Raw genomic sequence first — 18,385 nt, 5'->3', positions numbered from 1 at the left:
AGTCAGGTGATGGCGTCCAGCTGCTCGTCGTCCAGGCCGCCGGGCACGATGGTCAGCGGGATGCGCAGGCGGGACAGGCCGCGCCCGGTGTAGTAGGAGATCAGCGGCCCCGGCCCTTCCGGATCGGTGCCGGCGGCCAGCACGAGGATCGAAATGCTCGGCTCCTCGTCGATCAGGGCCAGCACCTCGTCGCGCGGGTTGCCCTCGCGCACGTACAGGGCCGGCAGGGTGCCAGTCAGCTTGTTCACGTCGCGGGCGAGCTTCTGGAGCTTCTGCTCCGCCTCGTTGCGCTGTTCCTCGCGCATCAGGTTTTCCATGGCGAGCCAGTGCTGCATCTCGCCCGGCTCCATCACATAGACCAGCGCCACCTTGCCCTGCGACTTGCGGGCGCGCAGGCAGGCGTAGCGCAGGGCCACCGGCAGCTCGGGGCTCTCGTCCACGACGACGAGGAAGATGCGCACCGGCGGCTTGGCGACTTCGGGGGTCTCGGTCGGGGTCTGTTCGTCGCTCATCTCACACCCTTCGGAAGGCGGCGCCGGCCAGCCAGCCGGCTGCAATCGCGCCAATCACCGCAGCCACGCCGTAGGCCAGAGGCTGGTTGCGGGCAAACTCGAAGATCTCGGCGCTGAAGCCCACCTTCGAGACCACCAGCGGCGTGGTTTGCGCGCTGACCACTTCACCCTCGCGGATCAGCAGCGCTTCCACATTGTACAGCCCCGTCGGCACGTTGGCCGGAAAGTAGATGTTGGTCCGGAACAGCCGCTCGCCAAGGAAGGACACCTGCCCCAGCGTGATGCCATAAAGCCCGGCGCGCTGCTTGTTGCGGATCAGGGCGAGGCGGAACACCGCCAGCTCCTCCGGCGACAGCTGCTCGCGCGGGCCCAGCTGCAACTGCGGCAGGCCGATCTGGTGGCGCTCCAGCACGGGCCGGCTGACGAACTGGTCCAGCGGCCGGTTGGTCGCGACCATGTAATAGCTCGGCACCTGCTCGAACCGGACGCTGGTGGCGTTGAGCCAGATGCCGGCGATGCGCTCTTTGCGGCGCACAGTGACGCTGCCGCGCGGGCCGGTCACCACGATGGCAACGTCGCCGGCCCCGTCGGTGGTGCCGAACAGCACGACTTCCGTGCCGGTGAAGCCGGTGTTGATGGCGATCAGGTGGCTGGACAGGTCGGCGACCAGCTGTTGCGCCCACACGGTCGCGGCCAGCGTTCCCCCGACAACCAGCCCGGCCAGCGCCCCGACGGCCCGCGCGGTCCAAACCCGCCGCATCACAGCGAGCCCGAGGTGATGGTGAAGACGTCGTTCGGCTCGACCACCAGATCCCAGGCGAGCTTCAGCGCCACCGCCACGACCAGGGAGGCGAGCAGCAGCCGCGCCTGCTCGCCGCGCAGCTTGCCGCTGACCTTGGTGCCGAACTGCGCGCCGATCACGCCGCCGATCAGCAGCAGCAGCGCCAGCATCACGTCCACCGTCTGGTTGGTGGCGGCCTGCAGCAGCGTCGCCATGGCCGTGGTGAAGATGATCTGGAACAGCGAGGTCCCGGCCACCAGCCCCGTGGGCATGTTCAGCAGGTAGATCATCGCCGGCACCAGCATGAAGCCGCCGCCGATGCCCATGATCGCCACCAGCATGCCGCCGACCGCGCCGATGCCCGCCGGCAGAAGTGCCGAAATGTAGAGCTTTGAGCGCTGGAACCGCATCTTCAGCGGCAGCCCGTGCAGCCAGATGTGCCGGTGCAGTTTGCCGCGCCGGGCGGTGGGGGCGCGGCGGCGGATCAGCGCGCGGCTGCTTTCCACCAGCATCATCGACCCGATGCCGCCCAGGAAGAAGACGTAGGCCAGCGTGATCGCCACGTCGATCTGGCCGATCCGCTGCAACAGGCCGAAGATCCAGACGCCCACGACGGTGCCGACCAGACCGCCCAGCAGCATGACGACGCCGAGCTTCACGTCCACGTTGCCGCGCCGCCAGTGGGCCAGAACGCCGGACACGCTGGCGGCGACCAGCTGGTTGGCCTGGGTGCCCACCGCGACGGCGGGCGGCACGCCGATGAAAATCAGCAGCGGCGTCATCAGAAAGCCGCCGCCGACGCCGAACAGCCCGGACAGAAAGCCAACCACCCCACCCATGCCGAGCACGAGCAGCGCGTTGACCGACATTTCGGCAATCGGCAGATAGACTTGCATGCGGGGCGGGGCCGGCGGACGGGGATCGTCCGCCAGCTTAACCCACGGCGCGACGCGGGGGCAATCGCGCTGGAATTTTATTGTCCACAGATGAACACAGATAAACACAGATGGTCGAGAAACGTTCTTCCCAAATCGACTGTCATTCCTGCGAAGGCCGGGATCCAGAAAACTCCGCAACACCGCCATCGCGGGAACGACGGAGCATCCTTTTTTATCTGTGTTTATCTGTGTCTATCTGTGGACAAACAACAGTGTTTACGCCAGCACGCCCTTGCTCTTCACCAACTCGGCGAGGTTCACCTCCGGCCGGGCGCCGACGTGGCTGATGATCTCGGCCGCCGCGATGGCGCCCAGGCGGCCGCACACCGCCGGGGCCAGACCGCGCGTGTAGCCGTAGAGGAAGCCCGAGGCGTAGAGGTCGCCCGCACCCGTGGTGTCCACCACGCGGTCCACCGGCTCGGCCGGAACCTCGACCACCTCGCCGCCGGAGACGATGACCGCGCCCTTCTCGCTGCGGGTCAGGGCCGCGACCTTGCCCAGCCGCTTCACCGCGTCCAGCGCGTCCTCGAACCGGTCGGTCTTGTAAAGGGCGCCGATCTCGTGCTCGTTGGCGAACAGGATGTCCACATGGTTCTCGACGAGGTCGAGGAACTCCGCGTGGTGGCGGTGGACGCAGAAGCTGTCGGACAGCGACAGCGACACCTTGCGCCCGGCGCTGTGGGCGATCCGGGCGGCCTTGCGGAAAGCCTCCTTCGCCTGCGGCGGATCCCACAGGTAGCCTTCCATGTAGGTGACCTGCGAGTTGGCGATCAGAGCCTCGTCGATGTCCTCCGGCCCCAGTTCCACGCAGGCGCCGAGGAAGGTGTTCATGGAGCGCTGGGCGTCCGGCGTCACCAGGATCAGGCAGCGCGCGGTCGGGGCACCGCCGTGGCCGGCCTCGGTCTCAAAATGCACGCCGGCGGCGCGGATGTCGTGGCGGAAGACCTGGCCCAGCTGGTCGCCATGGACCTTGCCGATGTAGGCCCCCTTGCCGCCGAGGAAGGCGATGCCCGCCATGGTGTTGCCGGCCGAGCCGCCGGACACTTCGACGCCCGGACCCATGCGGCCGTACAGCTCCTCCGCGCGGGCGGCGTCGATGAGGGTCATAGCCCCCTTCTCGATGCCGTTGGCGGACAGGAAGGCGTCATCGGCATGCGCGATGACATCGACGATGGCGTTGCCGATGCCGGTGACGTCGAATTCGGCCGAGGCCATGGGCGCTCCTTTTCGGGAAAATTCATGCGTGGAACTTGGCCGCGAGTATAGCCGCGCCGCACCGCATCACAAGCGCGCCGGTCGGGCGGCGCGACCAAACGACGCTCTGAGATCACCAATGCGGCAGCCCGCCCTGGAACGGTGGCCGGCGGCGGCGTAGATAAGCAGCGCCTGTCCAAAAGGGCTCACGCCAAGGGAAATGTTCATGATCCGCGCCCTGCTTCTCGCCATCGCCCAGCTGTCCGATCCGGCCTCGCGCCGGGTGGTGTGGACCGGCGTCCTGTCCGCCATCGCGGCTTTCGGGTTGCTGGCCGGGACGGTGTGGTGGGCGCTGTTCCACACGGTGCTGACCGATTACGCCTGGGTGGACTGGACGCTGGACCTGCTGGGCGGGCTGGCGGTTCTGGTGCTCGCCTGGGTGCTGTTCCCGGCGACGGTCGGCATGGTGTCCAGCTTCTTCCTGGACGAGGTCGTGCAGGCGGTGGAGCGGCGCCATTACCCGCATCTGCCCCCAGCCCGGCAGACTGGGATCGCCGAAGAACTCGGCACCGCGATCCGCTTCTTCGCCGTGGTGTTGCTGGTGAACCTGTTCGCCCTGCCGCTGTATCTGCTGGTGCCGGGACTGAATTTGTTGGTCTTCTACACCGTCAACGGCTATCTGCTGGGCCGCGAATATTTCGAAATGGTGGCGATCCGCCGGCTGGAACGAAAAGAGGCCGGCTACCTGCGGCGCGCCCGACCGTTGAAACCATTTTTGGCTGGCGTCGTAATCGCCTTTCTTTCGACGATCCCTTTCGTCAACCTGTTGGTGCCGGTGATCGCGAGCGCCTTCATGGTCCACGTCTTCCAGACCATGGCACGGCCTTCCAGCCCGTGAAAGCCCACTTGCGGCCGGCCGGATGACCGTGTTACCCCGCTTGGGTGGGCTTTTTTCGGCCGGTTCCGATCGGAGCGCCCGTCATCCGAAGCCGCCTTGATGACCTGACTGACCTCGACCTGACTGACCAGGGGATCAACGTTCATGCTGTTCGGACGAAAGAATCCGCCCGTCGGTGCGCCGAAGACCGAAAGCGCCGACGCGGCCCGCGTGGCCGCACCGGAGGCGGGCACCGCCGAGCCCTCGGTAACCCCCGCCACAACGGCGTCGCCGCTCTCCTCCCTGAACGCGGCCCCGGCGGCGGTTCCGGCTTCCCCGGCAACGTCCGCGCCGACGTCCTCCCCGGCCGTTCCGCAGGCCACGGCTCCGCAGACCCCGGCACCGGCCTACCGCCCGCCGTTTTCCGACAAGGGACCCGAGATGAACACCAGCACCCCGAAGCCGCCGACCGGCGCCTCCATTCCCGGTGCCAGCTTCAAGCCGACCGACATTCCGCGTCGCACGGTCGATCTGCCGGGCGTCGCCCCGCGCAAGCCCGAAGGCTTCGGCGCGCCGGTCGCCCCCACGCCCGTGACGCCAGCCGCTGCGGCTCCGATCGCTCCGGCGCCGTCCTCCTCGCTGCCGTCCGACCACCGCCGCCTGATCGTCGGCCGCGACATTTCGCTGAACGGTGAGATCGGCTCCTGCGACGTGCTGGTGGTTGAGGGTACCGTGGAGGCCAAGCTGCGCGACGGCCGCTCCATCGAGATCGCCGACACCGGCCTGTTCAAGGGCTCGGTCGAGATCGACGAGGCCGACATCGGCGGCCGCTTCGAAGGCGACATCACCGTGCGCGGCCGCCTGACCGTGCGTTCGACCGGCAAGATCACCGGCTCGATCAAGTTCGGTGAGCTGGCGGTCGAGGCCGGCGGCATTCTGTCCGGCGACATCCAGCAGGTGAACGCCGCTCCGAAGGCGGCCCCGGCAGCCGCTCCGGCCGCCCCGTCCCTCGCGGTCGTCGACGGCGAGTAAACACTGCGCCATCGCTGAAACGAAAAAAGCCCGGCCGGACCACAGTCCGCGCCGGGCTTTTTCCTGTCCGCTCGGCGGAGGCCGCGGCGTTTAAGCCGCCTTCACCGCCGAAAGGAACACCTCCACCTTCGACTTCAGCACGCCGGCTTGGCCCGACAATGTGTCGGCCGCGCCGAGCACCTGGTGTGCCGCCGCACCCGTGTCGGCGGCGGAACGGTTGACGCCGACGATGTTGCTCGACACCTCTTGGGTTCCCAGGGCCGCCTGCTGAACGTTTCGGGCGATTTCCTGCGTGGCCGCCTGCTGCTCCTCCACCGCTGCGGCGATGGTGCTGGAGACGTCGCTGATGCGCCGGATCGTTTCCATGATGGCGCCGATGGACGACACCGCGCCCTGCGCCTCGCCCTGGATCGAGGTCACCTTGACGGCGATCTCATCCGTGGCGCGCGTCGTCTGGTCGGCCAGCGCCTTGACTTCGGCCGCCACGACGGCGAAGCCCTTGCCCATCTCACCGGCCCGCGCCGCCTCGATGGTGGCGTTGAGCGCCAGAAGCCGCGTCTGCGAGGCGATCTGCATGATCAGATCGATGACCTTGGCGATCTCCTCGGAGGCCGAGGCCAGCCCGCGCATGGCTTCGTCGGTCCGTCCGGCCTGCGCCACCGCCTCACTGGCGATGACGGCGGATTGGGCGACCTGACGGCTGATTTCCTGCACGGAGGCGGCCAGCTCCTCCGTGGCGGTGGCGACGGTCTGCACGTTGGCCGAGGCCTGTTCGGAGGCTGCCGCCACGGCCGTGGACTGGCGCGTCGTCTGCTCCGCGTTTGCCGAGAGCTGGCTGGCGGTTCCCTGCATCTGCACCGCCGCGGACGAGACCTCGCCCAGAACCGTGCTGGCGTCGTGGTCAAAGCGGCCGGTCAACTCCTCGATGGCGCGGGCCCGGCGCTCGCGGGCGGCCTGCTCGACGCGTTCGCGCTCGGCGGCCTCGCTGGCGGCCACCATGCCTTGCTTGAAGACCAGCACGGCCTGCGCCATCACGCCAATCTCGTCGCGCCGCTCGGTCGCCGGGATGTCGGTGCCATGATCGCCGCCGGCCAAGCGGCGCATCGCGTCGGTCATGGTCGTCAGCGGTCGCACGATGGAGCGCGACGTCAACAGCACCGCGCCCGCCGCGATCATCAGCCCCAGCGCCAGCATGACCATCTGCGACAGCATGAGGCGGTCGGCCGCGACCAGCATGTCGTTCGCGTCGCCTTCCAGCAGGGTTCGCTGGCTGTTGGCGATGCCATCCACCGTCTGGCCCGCGGCGTCCTTTCCCCCGGCAAGCAGCAGCCGCAACCGCGCCGCCCGTGGCATCGCTTCCTCGGCGAGGATCCTGATGGCGCGTTCACGGTCGTTGGCGATGGCGGCCGTTTCGGCGGCGTCCTGCGCCTTGCGCAGCTCATCGAGCAGCGGCGTCACCTCGGCCCAGGCGCGCCGGTTGGCGTCCAAAATCCAGGAGGCGGACAGGCGGTCCATGTCAACGCGCAGGCGGTCGATTTCCGCCCAGCTCACGGCCCGCTCGGTCCGCGCCGCCGGGTTTCCGGTCAGCAGGAAACCGCGCATGGACGCGAGCGATTCCGTCAGGTTGGCGTAGATGCCGTTGCTGGCCAAGGCCGTGGGCATGCGCACCTCGGCGATTGTGGTCGCCATCCGTTTGCCGCCGCTGGTCATCACCAGCGCGACGCCGACGTTCACCACCAACAGCGTGATCACGGCGGCGAAGCCGATCAGCAAGCGCCAGCCGATGCGCAGGTTGTTGTACCAAATCATTCTCGCCCCTCCATGCAAACCGCCCGGCGGCGGCTGGATTCTCCGTTGCCGTTTGTTCCGGCTTATCTCTTATTCCGTAGGCCAAAGAGTGGAGAGAGGGGCTTAACGAACTGTTTCACTCGGGTATTTCGTGACGCAGAAACGGGCAGAGCGCCTAAAATACAGGCTCCGCGTGCAACATCAGGGAGATTTGCGCATCGAGTGAAGCCGTCGTGGCTCACGGAACGCAGCCTCCGAAAGGCAGCGCTCGCGGACAGGTTGCGCCCGGCGACCAGAAATGTGGACAGCCGGCTTTATGCGTTATCGGCCTTCGTCTTCTCCTTGAACCCGCACAAATCACTCACCGGGCAGGTCGGACAATCCGGCTTGCGGGCCTTGCACACATAGCGCCCGTGCAGGATCAGCCAGTGGTGCGCGTGACGGCGGTAAGGCTTGGGCACCACTTTCAACAGCTTCTGCTCCACCGCGTCCGGCGTCTTGCCCGGCGCCATGGTCGTGCGGTTGCCGACGCGGAAGATGTGGGTGTCCACCGCCATCGTTTCCTCGCCGAAGGCGACGTTCAGGACCACGTTGGCCGTCTTGCGCCCGACCCCCGGCAGCGTTTCCAGCGCCTCACGGTCGCGCGGCACCTCGCCCCCGAAGTCCTTCACCAGGATCTCCGACAGCTTGATGACGTTCTTGGCCTTGGTGTTGAACAGGCCGATGGTCTTGATGTAGCCGCGCAGCCGTTCCTCCCCCAGATCAATCATCTGTTGCGGAGTCGTAACGACCTGGAACAGCGGCCCCGTGGCCTTGTTGACGCCAACGTCGGTGGCCTGTGCGGACAGGACGACGGCGACCAGCAGCGTGTAGGGGTTGACGTATTCCAGCTCGCTCTTCGGCTCCGGGTTGGCGGCGCTGAGGCGGCGGAAGAACTCTTCGATGGCGGCGGGCTTCATGATGACCGGAAGGATAACCGCAGCCGCCCCCCACAGGCAAACTGTCGCTTTACCGGCCGTTCGGAGGCGTATTAGATTCGTCATATGACCATGACCCGCGCTCCCCGCGTGTTCTTCGACGCGATCCTGCACCCCCACCGCAGCCTGGGGCGCCGGGGCTTCCGCGTCCTCATGGGCGTGGTGATCCTGGCGAACCTGCTGATCGCCGGCATTTTCGTCGCCAGCGGGGCTTGGCCGGTGGTACCCTTCTGCGGTCTGGACGTGCTGATCCTGTGGCTGGCCTTCCGCGTCAACTACCGCTCCGCCCGGCTTTACGAGCGGGTACGCCTGACCGACACCGACCTGACCGTCCAGCGCGTCGCCTGGAAGGCGCCGGAGAAGCGCTGGACCTTTCAGCCCTACTGGCTGCGCGTCAGCATGGACGACCCGCCCCGCCACGAGAGCCAAGTGACCCTGACCTCGCACGGGCAGTCGGTGGTGGTCGGCTCCTTCCTTTCCCCGGACGAGCGGGCCGAGTTCGCCAAGGCCCTGAACGGCGCACTCGTGGCGTGGCGCCGCGCCCCCTGCCCCCCGGAACCGGCTCTCTGACAAGCGCAAGAATCGGGTTGGTCGCCCCCCTGGAACGGCGCATTCTCTAGCCCTTCATGGAGCCAGGGAGCATTCGCCATGCCGTGCATGAACACCGACACCGACCCGGTTGACGCACAGCATTACCGCGCCATCGCCAGCGCCATCCGGCATCTGGTCGACAACTGGCAGGACCAGCCCTCGCTGGAGGATCTGGCCGAGGTCGCCGGCATCAGCCCCTTCCATTTCCAGCGCCTGTTCACCCGCTGGGCCGGTATCAGCCCGAAGCGCTTCGTGCAGTTCCTGACGCTGGACCACGCCAAGCGCCTGCTCGCCGAGAACCGCAGCGTGCTGGACGTGGCGCTGGACGTCGGTCTCAGCGGCCCATCCCGTTTGCACGACCTGTTCGTCGCCTGCGAGGCCATGACCCCCGGCGAGTACAAGGCGCTGGGCGGCGGCCTGACCATCCGCTGGGGCCTGCACGAGACGCCCTTCGGCCCGTCGCTGGTCGGCACGACCGAGCGCGGCGTCTGCTGGTTGAGCTTCGCCGAACGGCCGGACGGCCGCGACGCGCTGGACGAGCTTGGCACCGTCTGGCCCGCCGCCCGTCTGGTCGAGGACGCCGACGCCACCCTCCCCGTCGCCTCCCGCGCCTTCGGCTGGGATGGTTCAAACCATGCGCCGCTGCGCCTGCTGATGAAGGGCACCAACTTTCAGATCAAGGTGTGGGAGGCGCTGATGCGCATTCCCTCCGGCGCCGTCGTGTCTTACGAGGACGTGGCCCGCGCTGTCGGCCAGCCGACCGCCATGCGCGCGGTGGGCGCGGCGGTCGGGCGCAACCCGGTCTGCGTGCTGATCCCCTGTCACCGGGTCATTCAGAAGTCGGGGATCATCCACAATTACCGCTACGGCATCCCCCGCAAGCGCGCCCTGCTCGCCTGGGAACAGGCGCGCGCCACGGAGGACAGCGAAGCGGCGGCGTGAGGGGGATTCACATCCCCAGCACGTCCTTCATGCTGTAGAGGCCCGGCTTCTTGTCGTTGGCCCACAGGGCGGCACGCACCGAGCCCTTGGCGTAGATCTGGCGGCCGGACGCCTTGTGAGTCAGTTCGATCCGCTCGCCGTCGCCAGCAAACACCACGGTGTGGTCGCCGATCACGTCGCCGCCGCGCAGGGTGGCGAAGCCGATCTCGCCGCGCGGACGCACGCCGGTGTGGCCGTCGCGGACCTTCTGCCAGACGTCCTCCAGCGGCACGCCCCGGCCCGCCGCCGCCGCGCGCCCGAGGCCCAGCGCCGTGCCCGAGGGCGCGTCCACCTTGTTGCGGTGGTGCATTTCCAGGATGTCGATGTCGTAGTCGTCGCCCAGCGTGTGGGCCACCTGCTCGACCAGGGCCAGCAGCAGGTTGACGCCCAGCGACATGTTCGGCGACTGGACGATGGGGGTGTGGGTGGCGGCCTGGGCGATGGCCTCCTGCTGCGCCGGGCCGATGCCGGTGGTGCCGATGACCAGCACCGTTTCTGACTGCGCGGCCAGCGCCGCATGGCGCACGGTGGCGTCGGGGCTGGTGAAGTCGATCACCGCGTCGGCCTCGGCGAACAGCGCCGCCGCGTCGTCGATGGCGACCACGCCCAACGCGTCGATCCCGGCCAGCGTGCCAAGGTCCTTGCCCAGCGCCGGGCCGCCGACCCGCTCCGTGCCGCCGGCGAGCGTGCAGCCCGGCGTGGCGGCGATCTCGCGCACCAGCATCTGCCCCATGCGCCCCGCGCACCCGACGACCCCGATCTTCATGCCAGCCTCCCCCAGTATTCGCTCACAGAATTAGCCCTTAGGGTCTAGCACAGGAATCGGCGCGGCTTAAGAGCCGAGGCAGCCCGTCAGCGCCGCCGCGACGTTGCGCATCAGCGTCGGGTAGAGGTCCGGCCCGTCGGGCAGATCGGCTCCCTCCGGATCCAGCACGCCCTTCTTCGCCTTGGTCCCCTCGACGATTGTGTCAACCAGCGCCGGTTCGAACTGCGGTTCGGCGAAGACGCAGGCCGCACCCAGCGCGGTGATCTTGGCGCGGATGTCCGACAGCCGCTTGGCCGAGGAGCGGCGCTCCGGGTTGACGGTGATGGCGCCAACGCCGTTCAGCCCGTAATGCGCCTCGAAATACTGGTAGGCATCGTGGAAGACGACGAAGGGCTTGCCCGTCACCGGCGCCAGCGCGGCCTTCAGCTCCGCGTCCAGGTCCTCGATGCGCCGGGCGGTGCGCTCCGCGTTCGCCTTGTAGGCCGCCGCGTTGGCCGGGTCCTTTTGCGTCAACTCCGCCGCGATTGCGTCAACCATGGCGCGGGCGTTGGTGGGGCTGAGCCAGATGTGGGTGTTGGCCTCCTCATGCCCGTGCTCATGGTCATGCTTATGGCCGTGCCCATGGTCGTCCCACGCCCCGCCCTCGCGCGCGTCGAGCAGCCGCACCCCCTTCGCCTCCAGCAGTTCCACGGCCGTGGCCTTCTTCGCCGTCGCCTGCAACGGCTTGGCGAGGAACCCTTCCAGTTCCGGCCCGATCCAGAAGACCAGATCCGCGTCGGCCAGCGCCTTGGCGTCCGACGGCTTCAGCGCGTGGGTGTGCGGCGAGGCGGCACCCTTCACGACCAGCGCCGGCTCCCCCACCCCCTGCATGACCGAGGCGACCAGCGAATGCACCGGCTTGATCGAGGCGACCACCTTCGGCACCTCCGCCAAAGCCGGGGAGGCAAGCAGAACGGTCGCAAGCAGAGGCAGCGCGAAGCGCATGGCGGAGTTCCCTTTCGTCTGGCTGGACAGGCGGCCGTTTCGGGCGCATACGGGTGTTCGCCGGAACCAATGTCACGTTATAACATAACATGTCAATCCAGCCTCTCGGCACATCAGATCCGCTTGCAGCCGCGCTTGTTGACGCAAGGCACCTCTCCGTGCGCCTGGGCGGGCGCGTGATCCTCGATCACGTGGACCTCCAGGTGCACCCCGGCGAGGTCGTCACGCTGATCGGCCCGAACGGCGCCGGCAAGACGACGCTGGTGCGCGCCGTGCTGGGCCTCGTGCGCCCGTCTCATGGGGAGGTGCGGCGCCGGCCGGGCCTGCGCATCGGCTACATGCCGCAGCGGTTGACAGTTGACGCAACCCTCCCCTTGACGGTCCGCCGCTTCCTCGCCCTGTGGCGCCCGACCACCGCCGCGCGCATCGAAGCGGCTTTGGCCGAGGCTGGCGTGACGCACGTTGCCGACAGCCCGGTGCAGTCCGTCTCCGGCGGCGAGATGCAGCGCGTCCTGCTGGCCCGCGCCCTGCTCGGCGACCCCGACCTGCTGGTGCTGGACGAGCCCGACCAAGCCGTGGACGTGCATGGCCAGGCCGAGTTGTTCAGCCGCATTGAGGCGCTGCGCCGCTCGCGCGGCTGCGGCGTGCTGCTGGTCAGCCACGACCTGCACACGGTGATGGCGCGTACCGACCGGGTGCTGTGCCTGAACCGGCACGTCTGCTGCCACGGCTCCCCGGAGGATGTCAGCCGCCACCCCGAATACCACGCCCTGTTCGGCCGCCACGCCGCCGATCTGGCGGTCTACGTCCACCGTCACGACCACGCCCACGCCGGCGACGGCACCGTCGTGCCCGGCGAGGGCGGAGACTGCTGCCATGGATGACTTCATTCTTCGCGCGTTGGCCGCCGGCTGCGGCATCGCCCTGCTGGCCGGGCCGCTGGGGTCCTTCGTCGTGTGGCGGCGCATGGCCTATTTCGGCGACACGCTGGCCCACTCCGCCCTGCTGGGCGTGGCGCTGGGCTTTATCCTGGGCACCAACCCCATGGTCGGGGTGATCGGCGTCTGCGTCGCCCTGGCCCTCGCCCTCGTTGGCTTGCAACGGCACCGCGCGCTGGCTTCCGACACGGTGCTGGGCATCCTGTCGCACTCGTCCCTGTCGCTCGGCCTCGTCGCGCTGGCCTTCCTGGAGACGCTGCGCGTCGATCTGGTGGCCTATCTGTTCGGCGACATCCTGTCCGTGACCCCGACCGACCTCGCCTGGATCTACGGCGGCGGAGCGGTCGCCTTGGCCGGCCTGATCCTGCTGTGGCGCCGCCTGCTGGCCGTGACCGTGGACGAGGATCTCGCTCGCGTCGAGGGCATGCCGGTCGAGGCGCTGCGGCTGGCCTTCATGCTGCTGATCGCGCTGGTGATCGCGGCGGCGATGAAGATCGTCGGCATCCTGCTGATCACCTCCCTCCTCATCATCCCGGCAGCAGCCGCGCGCCGCTTCGCCCGCACGCCGGAGATCATGGCGGTGCTGGCCTCCGTCATCGGCATGGCGGCGGTTCTGGGCGGACTGTTCGCCTCGATGACCTGGGACCTGCCCGGCGGCCCGAGCGTCGTGGTCGCCGCCGCCGCCCTGTTTATGCTGAGTGCCGTGGTGCCAGCGCGAAACTGACCGGCCCCGTTGCCATCCCCGGTACGACCACCTACAGTCGTTCTCCCAGGGAGACCAACCTAGAAGCACCAAACTCCATGTCGGACCAGCGCCCCGCGCCCAGGGTTGGGCTGTTCGTCACCTGCCTCGTGGACGTGTTCCGCCCCACCGTCGGCTTCGCCGCCGTCAAGCTGCTGGAGGATGCCGGCTGCACGGTGGAGGTGCCGTCGGCGCAGACCTGCTGCGGCCAGCCGGCCTTCAATTCCGGCGACCGCAAGACGGCGGCCGACCTCGCCCGCAACACCATCGCGGCGTTCGAGGGGTTCGACTACGTCGTGGTCCCTTCCGGCTCCTGCGGCGGGCAGATTAAGCATCACTACAAGGAACTGCTGGCCGACGATCCCGCCTGGGCCGCCCGCGCCCACCACCTGTCGGCGCGCACGTACGAGTTGGTCTCCTTCCTCGCCGACGTGCTGGGCGTCACCAACGTCGAGGCGCGCTACGACGGCACCGTCACCTACCACGACAGCTGTTCGGGCCTGCGCGAGCTGGGCATCAAGGAACAGCCCCGCCGCCTGCTGAACTCGGTGGACGGCCTGACGATCAATGAACTCCCCGGCGCCGAGGTGTGCTGCGGCTTCGGCGGCACCTTTTGCGTCAAGTACCCGGATATCTCCAACCATATGGTCGAGGCGAAGATCGCCGACATCACGAAGACCGGTGCCGACACGCTGCTGGCCGGCGACATGGGCTGCCTGCTGAACATGGCCGGCAAGCTGAAGCGCGAAGGCTCCCCAATTCGCGTGCGTCACGTCGCCGAGGTGCTGGCCGGCGTCACGGACGAGGCGCCCCCCATCGGTGACAAGACCTGAACGCGCGGAGGACCGGCCCCATGCACCCGACCACCCACGCCTTCCCTGAGAACGCCCGCAAGGCCCTCAGCGACGAGCGCCTGCAAAAGGTTCTCTCCACCGCCGGCACCGGCTTCGTCGAGAAGCGCCGCAAGGCTGCGGAACGCCTGCCCGAGTTCGAGGCTCTGCGCGACCAGGGCCGCGACCTGAAGAACCATGTGCTGGCCAACCTCGACACCTACCTGGAAGCCTTCGAGGCCAAGGTGACGGAGCAGGGCGGCCACGTTCACTGGTGCCGCACCGACCAGGAAGCGCGCGACGCCATCCTGGGTATCTGCCGCAAGGCGAACGCCAGGACCGTCACCAAGGGCAAGTCGATGATCGCCGAGGAGATCGGCATCAACGATTATTTGGAAGCCAACGGCCTGATCCCCATCGAGACGGATCTGGGCGAATACATCATCCAGCTTCGCCACGAGCCGCCCAGCCACATCATCGCCCCGGCCATCCACCTGTCCAAGGAGGACGTGGCCGAGACCTTCCGCGACGCCCACACGGAGCTTCCCCGCGACCGCCTGCTGGACGAACCGAAGGTTCTGATCGCCGAGGCGCGGCAGGTCCTGCGCCGCAAGTTCCAGGAGGCCGAGGTCGGCATCACCGGCGCCAACCTGATGATTGCGGAGACCGGCTCCACCATCATCGTGACCAACGAGGGCAACGGCGACTTGACGCAAATCCTGCCCCGGATTCACGTCGTCATCGCCACCATCGACAAGGTCGTCCCGACGCTGGAGGACGCGACGCTGGTGCTGCGCCTGCTGGCGCGTTCCGCGACGGGTCAGGAGGCGTCGGCCTACACCACCGTCTCCACCGGACCGAAGCGCCCCGGCGACGTGGACGGGCCGGAGGAGTTCCACGTCGTCCTGCTCGACAACGGGCGGTCGGCGCTGCTCGGCACGGAATTCCAGGACGTTCTGCGCTGCATCCGCTGCGGCGCCTGCATGAACCACTGCCCGGTCTACGGTTCGGTCGGCGGGCACGCCTACGGCTGGGTCTATCCGGGGCCGATCGGGTCGGTCATGCAGCCCGCCCTGCTGGGCGTGAAGGAGGCCGGACACCTGCCTAACGCTTCCACCTTCTGCGGGCGGTGCGAGGCGGTCTGCCCCATGCGCATCCCCCTGCCGAAGATGATGCGCCACTGGCGCGAGAAGGAGTTCGAGCAGGGCTTGCAGCCGGCGACCATGCGCCGGGGCCTCGGCGTCTGGGGCTGGTTCGCCCGGCGCCCGGCGCTGTACCACGCCGCGACGCGCATGGCGGTGAAGGCGCTGGGCGCGCTCGGCCGCGGCAAGGGCCGCTTTGCCCGCCTGCCGCTCGCCGAAGGCTGGACCCGCCACCGCGACATGCCCGCGCCCGAGGGCAAGACCTTCCAGCAGCAATGGGCGGAACGGAAAGGAAAACGCTGACCATGGCCGACACCTCCTCCGCCCGCGCCCAGATCCTAGGCGGCATCCGCAAGGCGCTCGGTTCTGCCGATGGCGCCGACGAGGCCCGCCGGCGCCTCGCCACCCACCCGCGCAACCTCGTCCCCGCCCGCGCCCAGATCCCCCACGCCGATCAGGTCGAGCTGTTCGCCACCATGGCGACGGAGGTCGCGGCGACGGTCGAACGGCTGCCCAGCCTGGACGAGGTGCCGCGCGCCGTCGCGGAATATCTCGCCGGCCTGAACCTGCCCGCCGAGATCCGCGTCGCCCCCGACCCCAAGCTCGACGCGGTGCCCTGGGACCAGCGCCCGACCCTGACCGTCACCAGGGGCCGCGCCCGCGATCCCGACGCCATCTCGGTCACCGGTGCCTTCGCGGCCGTGGCGGAGACTGGTACACTAATGCTCATTTCGGGTCCGGAACATCCGACGACGCTGAATTTCATGCCCGACACGCACATCGTCGTGCTGAAGCGCGGCGAGGTCGTCGGCACCTACGAGGACGCCTGGGACCGCCTGCGCGCCGCGATGCCGGGGGCGATGCCGCGCACCGTCAACCTCATCACCGGCCCGTCACGCACCGGCGACATCGAACAGCGCATCGAACTGGGCGCCCACGGCCCCCGCCGCCTGCACATCCTGCTGATCGAGGACGATGCGGGCTGACGGTCACGTTCTTGCTTTGTTTCGGCAGTTCCGCTACCCTGCTGGCATTAACAGCCGATTTGCGCCTATGCCCTTTCTCCCCAGTGGGGAGAAGGGTTGGGATGAGGGATAATCGCCGTAGACAAAGATGCGCGACGGTTCCGTTCCCGTCCTGCCGGACGGGTCAACCCCACTTCCCTTGCAGGAGAGGGTTTTTTTGAGAAATCACAGGGGCCAATGCAACATACAGTGAAAAAGTGCTTGGCGGCTGGTAGGCCCCTGGTGCGGGCAGGAGGCCATGCTGGAGGATCGGCAGACCAACGTGCTCCAGGGTAGAGCGTCAAGATTCATGCCCTGTCGACGGACGAGCGGAACGGCGTGAAAACGTTGTAGGGTTAGCTATGCGGGCGAATCTTTTTCAGGTGGAATGGTACTGGCGACGCCGTGTGTGGACGTGTCTTAATCATCATTAATACAAAGGATAACAATCTTCGAGGCCTAAGATGCTACCGATAGAATTGAGGACGATACTTGGGGTATTTGTATTTTCTTCTTTTGTAGCTGGTCTTTTCTTTCATTCCAGATCAAGGGATCACTTAGACAAAGCTATAATGCACACTGAGCGAGAAAGCGGGAAGATTTACGGGAAATATGAGCTTGAGTTAAGATTTATGCTATTTGATGACTCTGCTCTTACAGAGGAAGGGCGGCACCACGCCAGGAAGGCTCGAGTTCTCCTAGTAAAAGGGTTTGTTTTTATGTTAGGATCTGTGTTGATCTATCTTATAATTACTTGGATTTTCCAGGGATTCGCATTCGTAGTAGAGCTGTTAAATTAGAAATGAAGCTGGTGATTAATTTTCGATATTATTTCCATCGGGAGTAGAAAAGATTAAAAAATATTTTAATTAATCTGAAGGTGAAATAAAAGTTCTTGGTTTCTGAAGGTTTTTTCCTTTGGATTATTCATGACTCTGCACCGGTTGGTGCTCTTCATTTCATTCTTTTCCATATCATTGTACGCCAAAATATAAAGTAATCGTATACACATAAAACAACAAAATTGCATTTATCCGTAAATCGGCAACTTTGAACCGTTGTGCAGATCTACGCTTATGCACAATTTGCACAACGATGCATAATCCGGGGAATGGTGCGCCGGTAACCAATCCGCACGGCACGCCCCCTCCCCCTCCCCAAAAGTAGGAGAAGGGCGGTTGACATAAGGCGGTGAAGGGCCTTTATCCCTGTCCATCGCCTTGACCCCGAACCGTTCCGGCCCCCGTGTCCCGATCCGCATTTCCCTGCCCCGCCGCTCCGCAAGGCCCGGGGTGCCGGCCATGAGCCGCCGCCGCTCGGTCACCACCGAGGAACGGCGCCTGTGGCGGATCGCCATGCGCGACGCCGAGCCGATGCCCGGCCGCACCGTCGAGGAGCCTGAGTTGCCGCCGCTCGTTGCGGAACCGGAACCGATCGCCACGACCGCCGCGCCGCCCCCGGTCGCGCCGTCCCGCGCCGGCAAGCCAAAGACGGGCCGGCCAGAGATGCCGCCGCTGACCCCCGGCTCGGTCGCCAACATCGACCGCCGCACCGCCGACCGTTTCCGGCGCGGCGAACTGGTCATCGACGGGCGGATCGACCTGCACGGCATGACCCAGGCCCAGGCGCACGGCGCGCTGGCCGCCTTCGTCCACCGGGCGTGGCATGAGGGGCGGCGCTGCGTGCTGGTCATCACCGGCAAGGGCACCTACACGGGCGGCACCGGCGTGTTGCGTCAAGCGGTGCCGCGCTGGCTGGCCGACGCGCCGCTGCGGCCGATGGTGCTGGCCGTGCAGTCGGCCCAGTTGAAGGACGGCGGCGAGGGCGCGCTGTACGTCTTGATCAAGCGGCGCCGAGACCGTAAGGACTAGCCGGCCATGACACCGTTCGGCGAACGGGTTCGCTCGCTGCGCGAGGCTCGGGGCGTGACGCTCAAGCAGATGGCGGCGGACCTCCACATATCCTCGGCCTACCTTTCGGCGCTGGAGCACGGCAAACGCGGCCAGCCCTCGCCGCAGCTCGTCCGCCAGATCTGCGCCTATTTCGGCATCATCTGGGACGAGGCGGAGGAGTTGGAGCGGCTGGCCGACCTGTCGCACCCGCGCGTGACCGTGGACACCGCCGGCCTGAACCCCAAGGCCACGGAGCTGGCGAACCGCTTGGCCGAAAGAATCCACGACCTGGACGACGGCGCGCTCGATAAGCTCCTGGGCGTGCTCGACGAGACGTTGGCCCGCTGCGGCCCGGCCCGGCGGCGCGCGGGTGGACGGCGCCGCTGAAACCCCACGGGTAAGCCCCTCCAGGGTTG

Annotated in this window: 19 protein-coding genes; 11 read left to right on the top strand and 8 right to left on the bottom strand. The window is 67.2% G+C overall.

All coding sequences use genetic code 11. The features are described 5' to 3' along the window. Positions 1-2: 2 nt before the first annotated feature. The 4 genes from J2852_RS04745 to J2852_RS04730 form a co-directional block, all read right to left on the bottom strand. Positions 3-512, bottom strand: coding sequence for a universal stress protein (locus J2852_RS04745; RefSeq protein ID WP_209871698.1), 510 nt, complete (start codon positions 510-512; stop codon positions 3-5). A gap of 1 nt (position 513) precedes the next feature. Continuing rightward, positions 514-1,272: a TIGR02186 family protein gene (locus J2852_RS04740; RefSeq protein ID WP_209871695.1), complete on the bottom strand. Its 759-nt coding sequence runs from the start codon at positions 1,270-1,272 to the stop codon at positions 514-516. Beyond that, the gene (locus J2852_RS04735) at positions 1,272-2,189 is read right to left on the bottom strand and encodes a sulfite exporter TauE/SafE family protein (RefSeq protein WP_209871694.1); all 918 of its coding nucleotides are present in this window, start codon (positions 2,187-2,189) and stop codon (positions 1,272-1,274) included. The genes J2852_RS04740 and J2852_RS04735 overlap by 1 nt, the downstream gene beginning before the upstream one ends. Before the next feature lie 258 nt (positions 2,190-2,447). Next, entirely contained in the window at positions 2,448-3,446 is a 999-nt protein-coding gene (locus J2852_RS04730) for an adenosine kinase (RefSeq protein ID WP_209871691.1), read from the bottom strand. Between the two features lie 205 nt (positions 3,447-3,651). Between J2852_RS04730 and J2852_RS04725 the strand changes: the two genes are divergently transcribed. Together J2852_RS04725 and J2852_RS04720 are read left to right on the top strand one after the other, a co-directional pair. Then, positions 3,652-4,323, top strand: coding sequence for an EI24 domain-containing protein (locus J2852_RS04725; RefSeq protein WP_209871688.1), 672 nt, complete (start codon positions 3,652-3,654; stop codon positions 4,321-4,323). Positions 4,324-4,467: 144 nt separating this feature from the next. After that, positions 4,468-5,334, top strand: coding sequence for a bactofilin family protein (locus J2852_RS04720; RefSeq protein WP_209871685.1), 867 nt, complete (start codon positions 4,468-4,470; stop codon positions 5,332-5,334). Positions 5,335-5,424: 90 nt separating this feature from the next. On the opposite strand, the gene J2852_RS04715 is transcribed toward J2852_RS04720, so the two are convergent. Next, complete coding sequence (locus J2852_RS04715; protein ID WP_209871682.1) at positions 5,425-7,143, bottom strand: methyl-accepting chemotaxis protein; 1,719 nt, start codon at positions 7,141-7,143, stop codon at positions 5,425-5,427. A 293-nt stretch (positions 7,144-7,436) separates the two neighbouring features. Beyond that, positions 7,437-8,081, bottom strand: coding sequence for an endonuclease III (gene nth, locus J2852_RS04710; protein ID WP_209871679.1), 645 nt, complete (start codon positions 8,079-8,081; stop codon positions 7,437-7,439). Between the two features lie 84 nt (positions 8,082-8,165). On the opposite strand from nth, the gene J2852_RS04705 reads away from it, so the two are divergent. Beyond that, the gene (locus tag J2852_RS04705; protein ID WP_209871676.1) at positions 8,166-8,669 is read left to right on the top strand and encodes a DUF2244 domain-containing protein; all 504 of its coding nucleotides are present in this window, start codon (positions 8,166-8,168) and stop codon (positions 8,667-8,669) included. A gap of 78 nt (positions 8,670-8,747) precedes the next feature. Then, a complete protein-coding gene (locus J2852_RS04700; RefSeq protein WP_209871673.1) occupies positions 8,748-9,632 on the top strand; it encodes a bifunctional transcriptional activator/DNA repair enzyme AdaA in 885 nt (294 codons plus the stop codon). Positions 9,633-9,639: 7 nt separating this feature from the next. Here the strand turns inward: J2852_RS04700 and dapB are convergent, their stop codons facing one another. Both dapB and J2852_RS04690 read right to left on the bottom strand, forming a co-directional pair. After that, a complete protein-coding gene (gene dapB / locus J2852_RS04695) occupies positions 9,640-10,437 on the bottom strand; it encodes a 4-hydroxy-tetrahydrodipicolinate reductase (RefSeq protein ID WP_209871670.1) in 798 nt (265 codons plus the stop codon). Between the two features lie 66 nt (positions 10,438-10,503). Then, complete coding sequence (locus J2852_RS04690; protein WP_209871667.1) at positions 10,504-11,421, bottom strand: zinc ABC transporter substrate-binding protein; 918 nt, start codon at positions 11,419-11,421, stop codon at positions 10,504-10,506. An 89-nt stretch (positions 11,422-11,510) separates the two neighbouring features. Here J2852_RS04690 and znuC point away from each other — a divergent pair, with 89 nt between their 5' ends. From znuC to J2852_RS04655, 7 genes are all read left to right on the top strand, one after another. Beyond that, a complete protein-coding gene (znuC, locus tag J2852_RS04685) occupies positions 11,511-12,305 on the top strand; it encodes a zinc ABC transporter ATP-binding protein ZnuC (protein WP_209871664.1) in 795 nt (264 codons plus the stop codon). Continuing rightward, positions 12,298-13,083 carry a zinc ABC transporter permease subunit ZnuB gene (gene znuB, locus J2852_RS04680; RefSeq protein WP_209871661.1) on the top strand — a complete coding sequence of 262 codons (786 nt, stop codon included), beginning with the start codon at positions 12,298-12,300 and terminating at the stop codon, positions 13,081-13,083. Before znuC ends, znuB begins: the two co-directional genes overlap by 8 nt. A 77-nt stretch (positions 13,084-13,160) precedes the next feature. Beyond that, complete coding sequence (locus J2852_RS04675; RefSeq protein ID WP_209871658.1) at positions 13,161-13,934, top strand: (Fe-S)-binding protein; 774 nt, start codon at positions 13,161-13,163, stop codon at positions 13,932-13,934. Positions 13,935-13,954: 20 nt separating this feature from the next. Further along, positions 13,955-15,376 (top strand): LutB/LldF family L-lactate oxidation iron-sulfur protein, encoded by a 1,422-nt coding sequence (locus tag J2852_RS04670; RefSeq protein WP_209871655.1) that lies wholly within the window; start codon positions 13,955-13,957, stop codon positions 15,374-15,376. A gap of 2 nt (positions 15,377-15,378) precedes the next feature. After that, complete coding sequence (locus J2852_RS04665) at positions 15,379-16,059, top strand: LutC/YkgG family protein (RefSeq protein WP_209871654.1); 681 nt, start codon at positions 15,379-15,381, stop codon at positions 16,057-16,059. Between the two features lie 1,319 nt (positions 16,060-17,378). Next, positions 17,379-17,948, top strand: a complete 570-nt coding sequence (locus tag J2852_RS04660) for a Smr/MutS family protein (RefSeq protein ID WP_209871650.1) — start codon at positions 17,379-17,381, stop codon at positions 17,946-17,948. 6 nt (positions 17,949-17,954) lie between these two features. Beyond that, positions 17,955-18,356 (top strand): helix-turn-helix domain-containing protein, encoded by a 402-nt coding sequence (locus J2852_RS04655; protein ID WP_209871647.1) that lies wholly within the window; start codon positions 17,955-17,957, stop codon positions 18,354-18,356. Positions 18,357-18,385 lie beyond the last annotated feature (29 nt).

Origin of the sequence: Azospirillum soli (genome assembly GCF_017876165.1) — a bacterium.
Classification (GTDB): domain Bacteria; phylum Pseudomonadota; class Alphaproteobacteria; order Azospirillales; family Azospirillaceae; genus Azospirillum; species Azospirillum soli.
Note: the sequence above shows the minus strand (reverse complement) of the source record. Positions and strands in the feature narration are given on the sequence as shown.

Coding starts and splice junctions, on each gene's coding strand:
- J2852_RS04745 (WP_209871698.1), bottom strand. CDS start 512: ATGAGCGACGAACAGACCCCGACCGAGACCCCCGAAGTCGCCAAGCCG.
- J2852_RS04740 (WP_209871695.1), bottom strand. CDS start 1,272: ATGCGGCGGGTTTGGACCGCGCGGGCCGTCGGGGCGCTGGCCGGGCTG.
- J2852_RS04735 (WP_209871694.1), bottom strand. CDS start 2,189: ATGCAAGTCTATCTGCCGATTGCCGAAATGTCGGTCAACGCGCTGCTC.
- J2852_RS04730 (WP_209871691.1), bottom strand. CDS start 3,446: ATGGCCTCGGCCGAATTCGACGTCACCGGCATCGGCAACGCCATCGTC.
- J2852_RS04725 (WP_209871688.1), top strand. CDS start 3,652: ATGATCCGCGCCCTGCTTCTCGCCATCGCCCAGCTGTCCGATCCGGCC.
- J2852_RS04720 (WP_209871685.1), top strand. CDS start 4,468: ATGCTGTTCGGACGAAAGAATCCGCCCGTCGGTGCGCCGAAGACCGAA.
- J2852_RS04715 (WP_209871682.1), bottom strand. CDS start 7,143: ATGATTTGGTACAACAACCTGCGCATCGGCTGGCGCTTGCTGATCGGC.
- nth (WP_209871679.1), bottom strand. CDS start 8,081: ATGAAGCCCGCCGCCATCGAAGAGTTCTTCCGCCGCCTCAGCGCCGCC.
- J2852_RS04705 (WP_209871676.1), top strand. CDS start 8,166: ATGACCATGACCCGCGCTCCCCGCGTGTTCTTCGACGCGATCCTGCAC.
- J2852_RS04700 (WP_209871673.1), top strand. CDS start 8,748: ATGCCGTGCATGAACACCGACACCGACCCGGTTGACGCACAGCATTAC.
- dapB (WP_209871670.1), bottom strand. CDS start 10,437: ATGAAGATCGGGGTCGTCGGGTGCGCGGGGCGCATGGGGCAGATGCTG.
- J2852_RS04690 (WP_209871667.1), bottom strand. CDS start 11,421: ATGCGCTTCGCGCTGCCTCTGCTTGCGACCGTTCTGCTTGCCTCCCCG.
- znuC (WP_209871664.1), top strand. CDS start 11,511: ATGTCAATCCAGCCTCTCGGCACATCAGATCCGCTTGCAGCCGCGCTT.
- znuB (WP_209871661.1), top strand. CDS start 12,298: ATGGATGACTTCATTCTTCGCGCGTTGGCCGCCGGCTGCGGCATCGCC.
- J2852_RS04675 (WP_209871658.1), top strand. CDS start 13,161: ATGTCGGACCAGCGCCCCGCGCCCAGGGTTGGGCTGTTCGTCACCTGC.
- J2852_RS04670 (WP_209871655.1), top strand. CDS start 13,955: ATGCACCCGACCACCCACGCCTTCCCTGAGAACGCCCGCAAGGCCCTC.
- J2852_RS04665 (WP_209871654.1), top strand. CDS start 15,379: ATGGCCGACACCTCCTCCGCCCGCGCCCAGATCCTAGGCGGCATCCGC.
- J2852_RS04660 (WP_209871650.1), top strand. CDS start 17,379: ATGAGCCGCCGCCGCTCGGTCACCACCGAGGAACGGCGCCTGTGGCGG.
- J2852_RS04655 (WP_209871647.1), top strand. CDS start 17,955: ATGACACCGTTCGGCGAACGGGTTCGCTCGCTGCGCGAGGCTCGGGGC.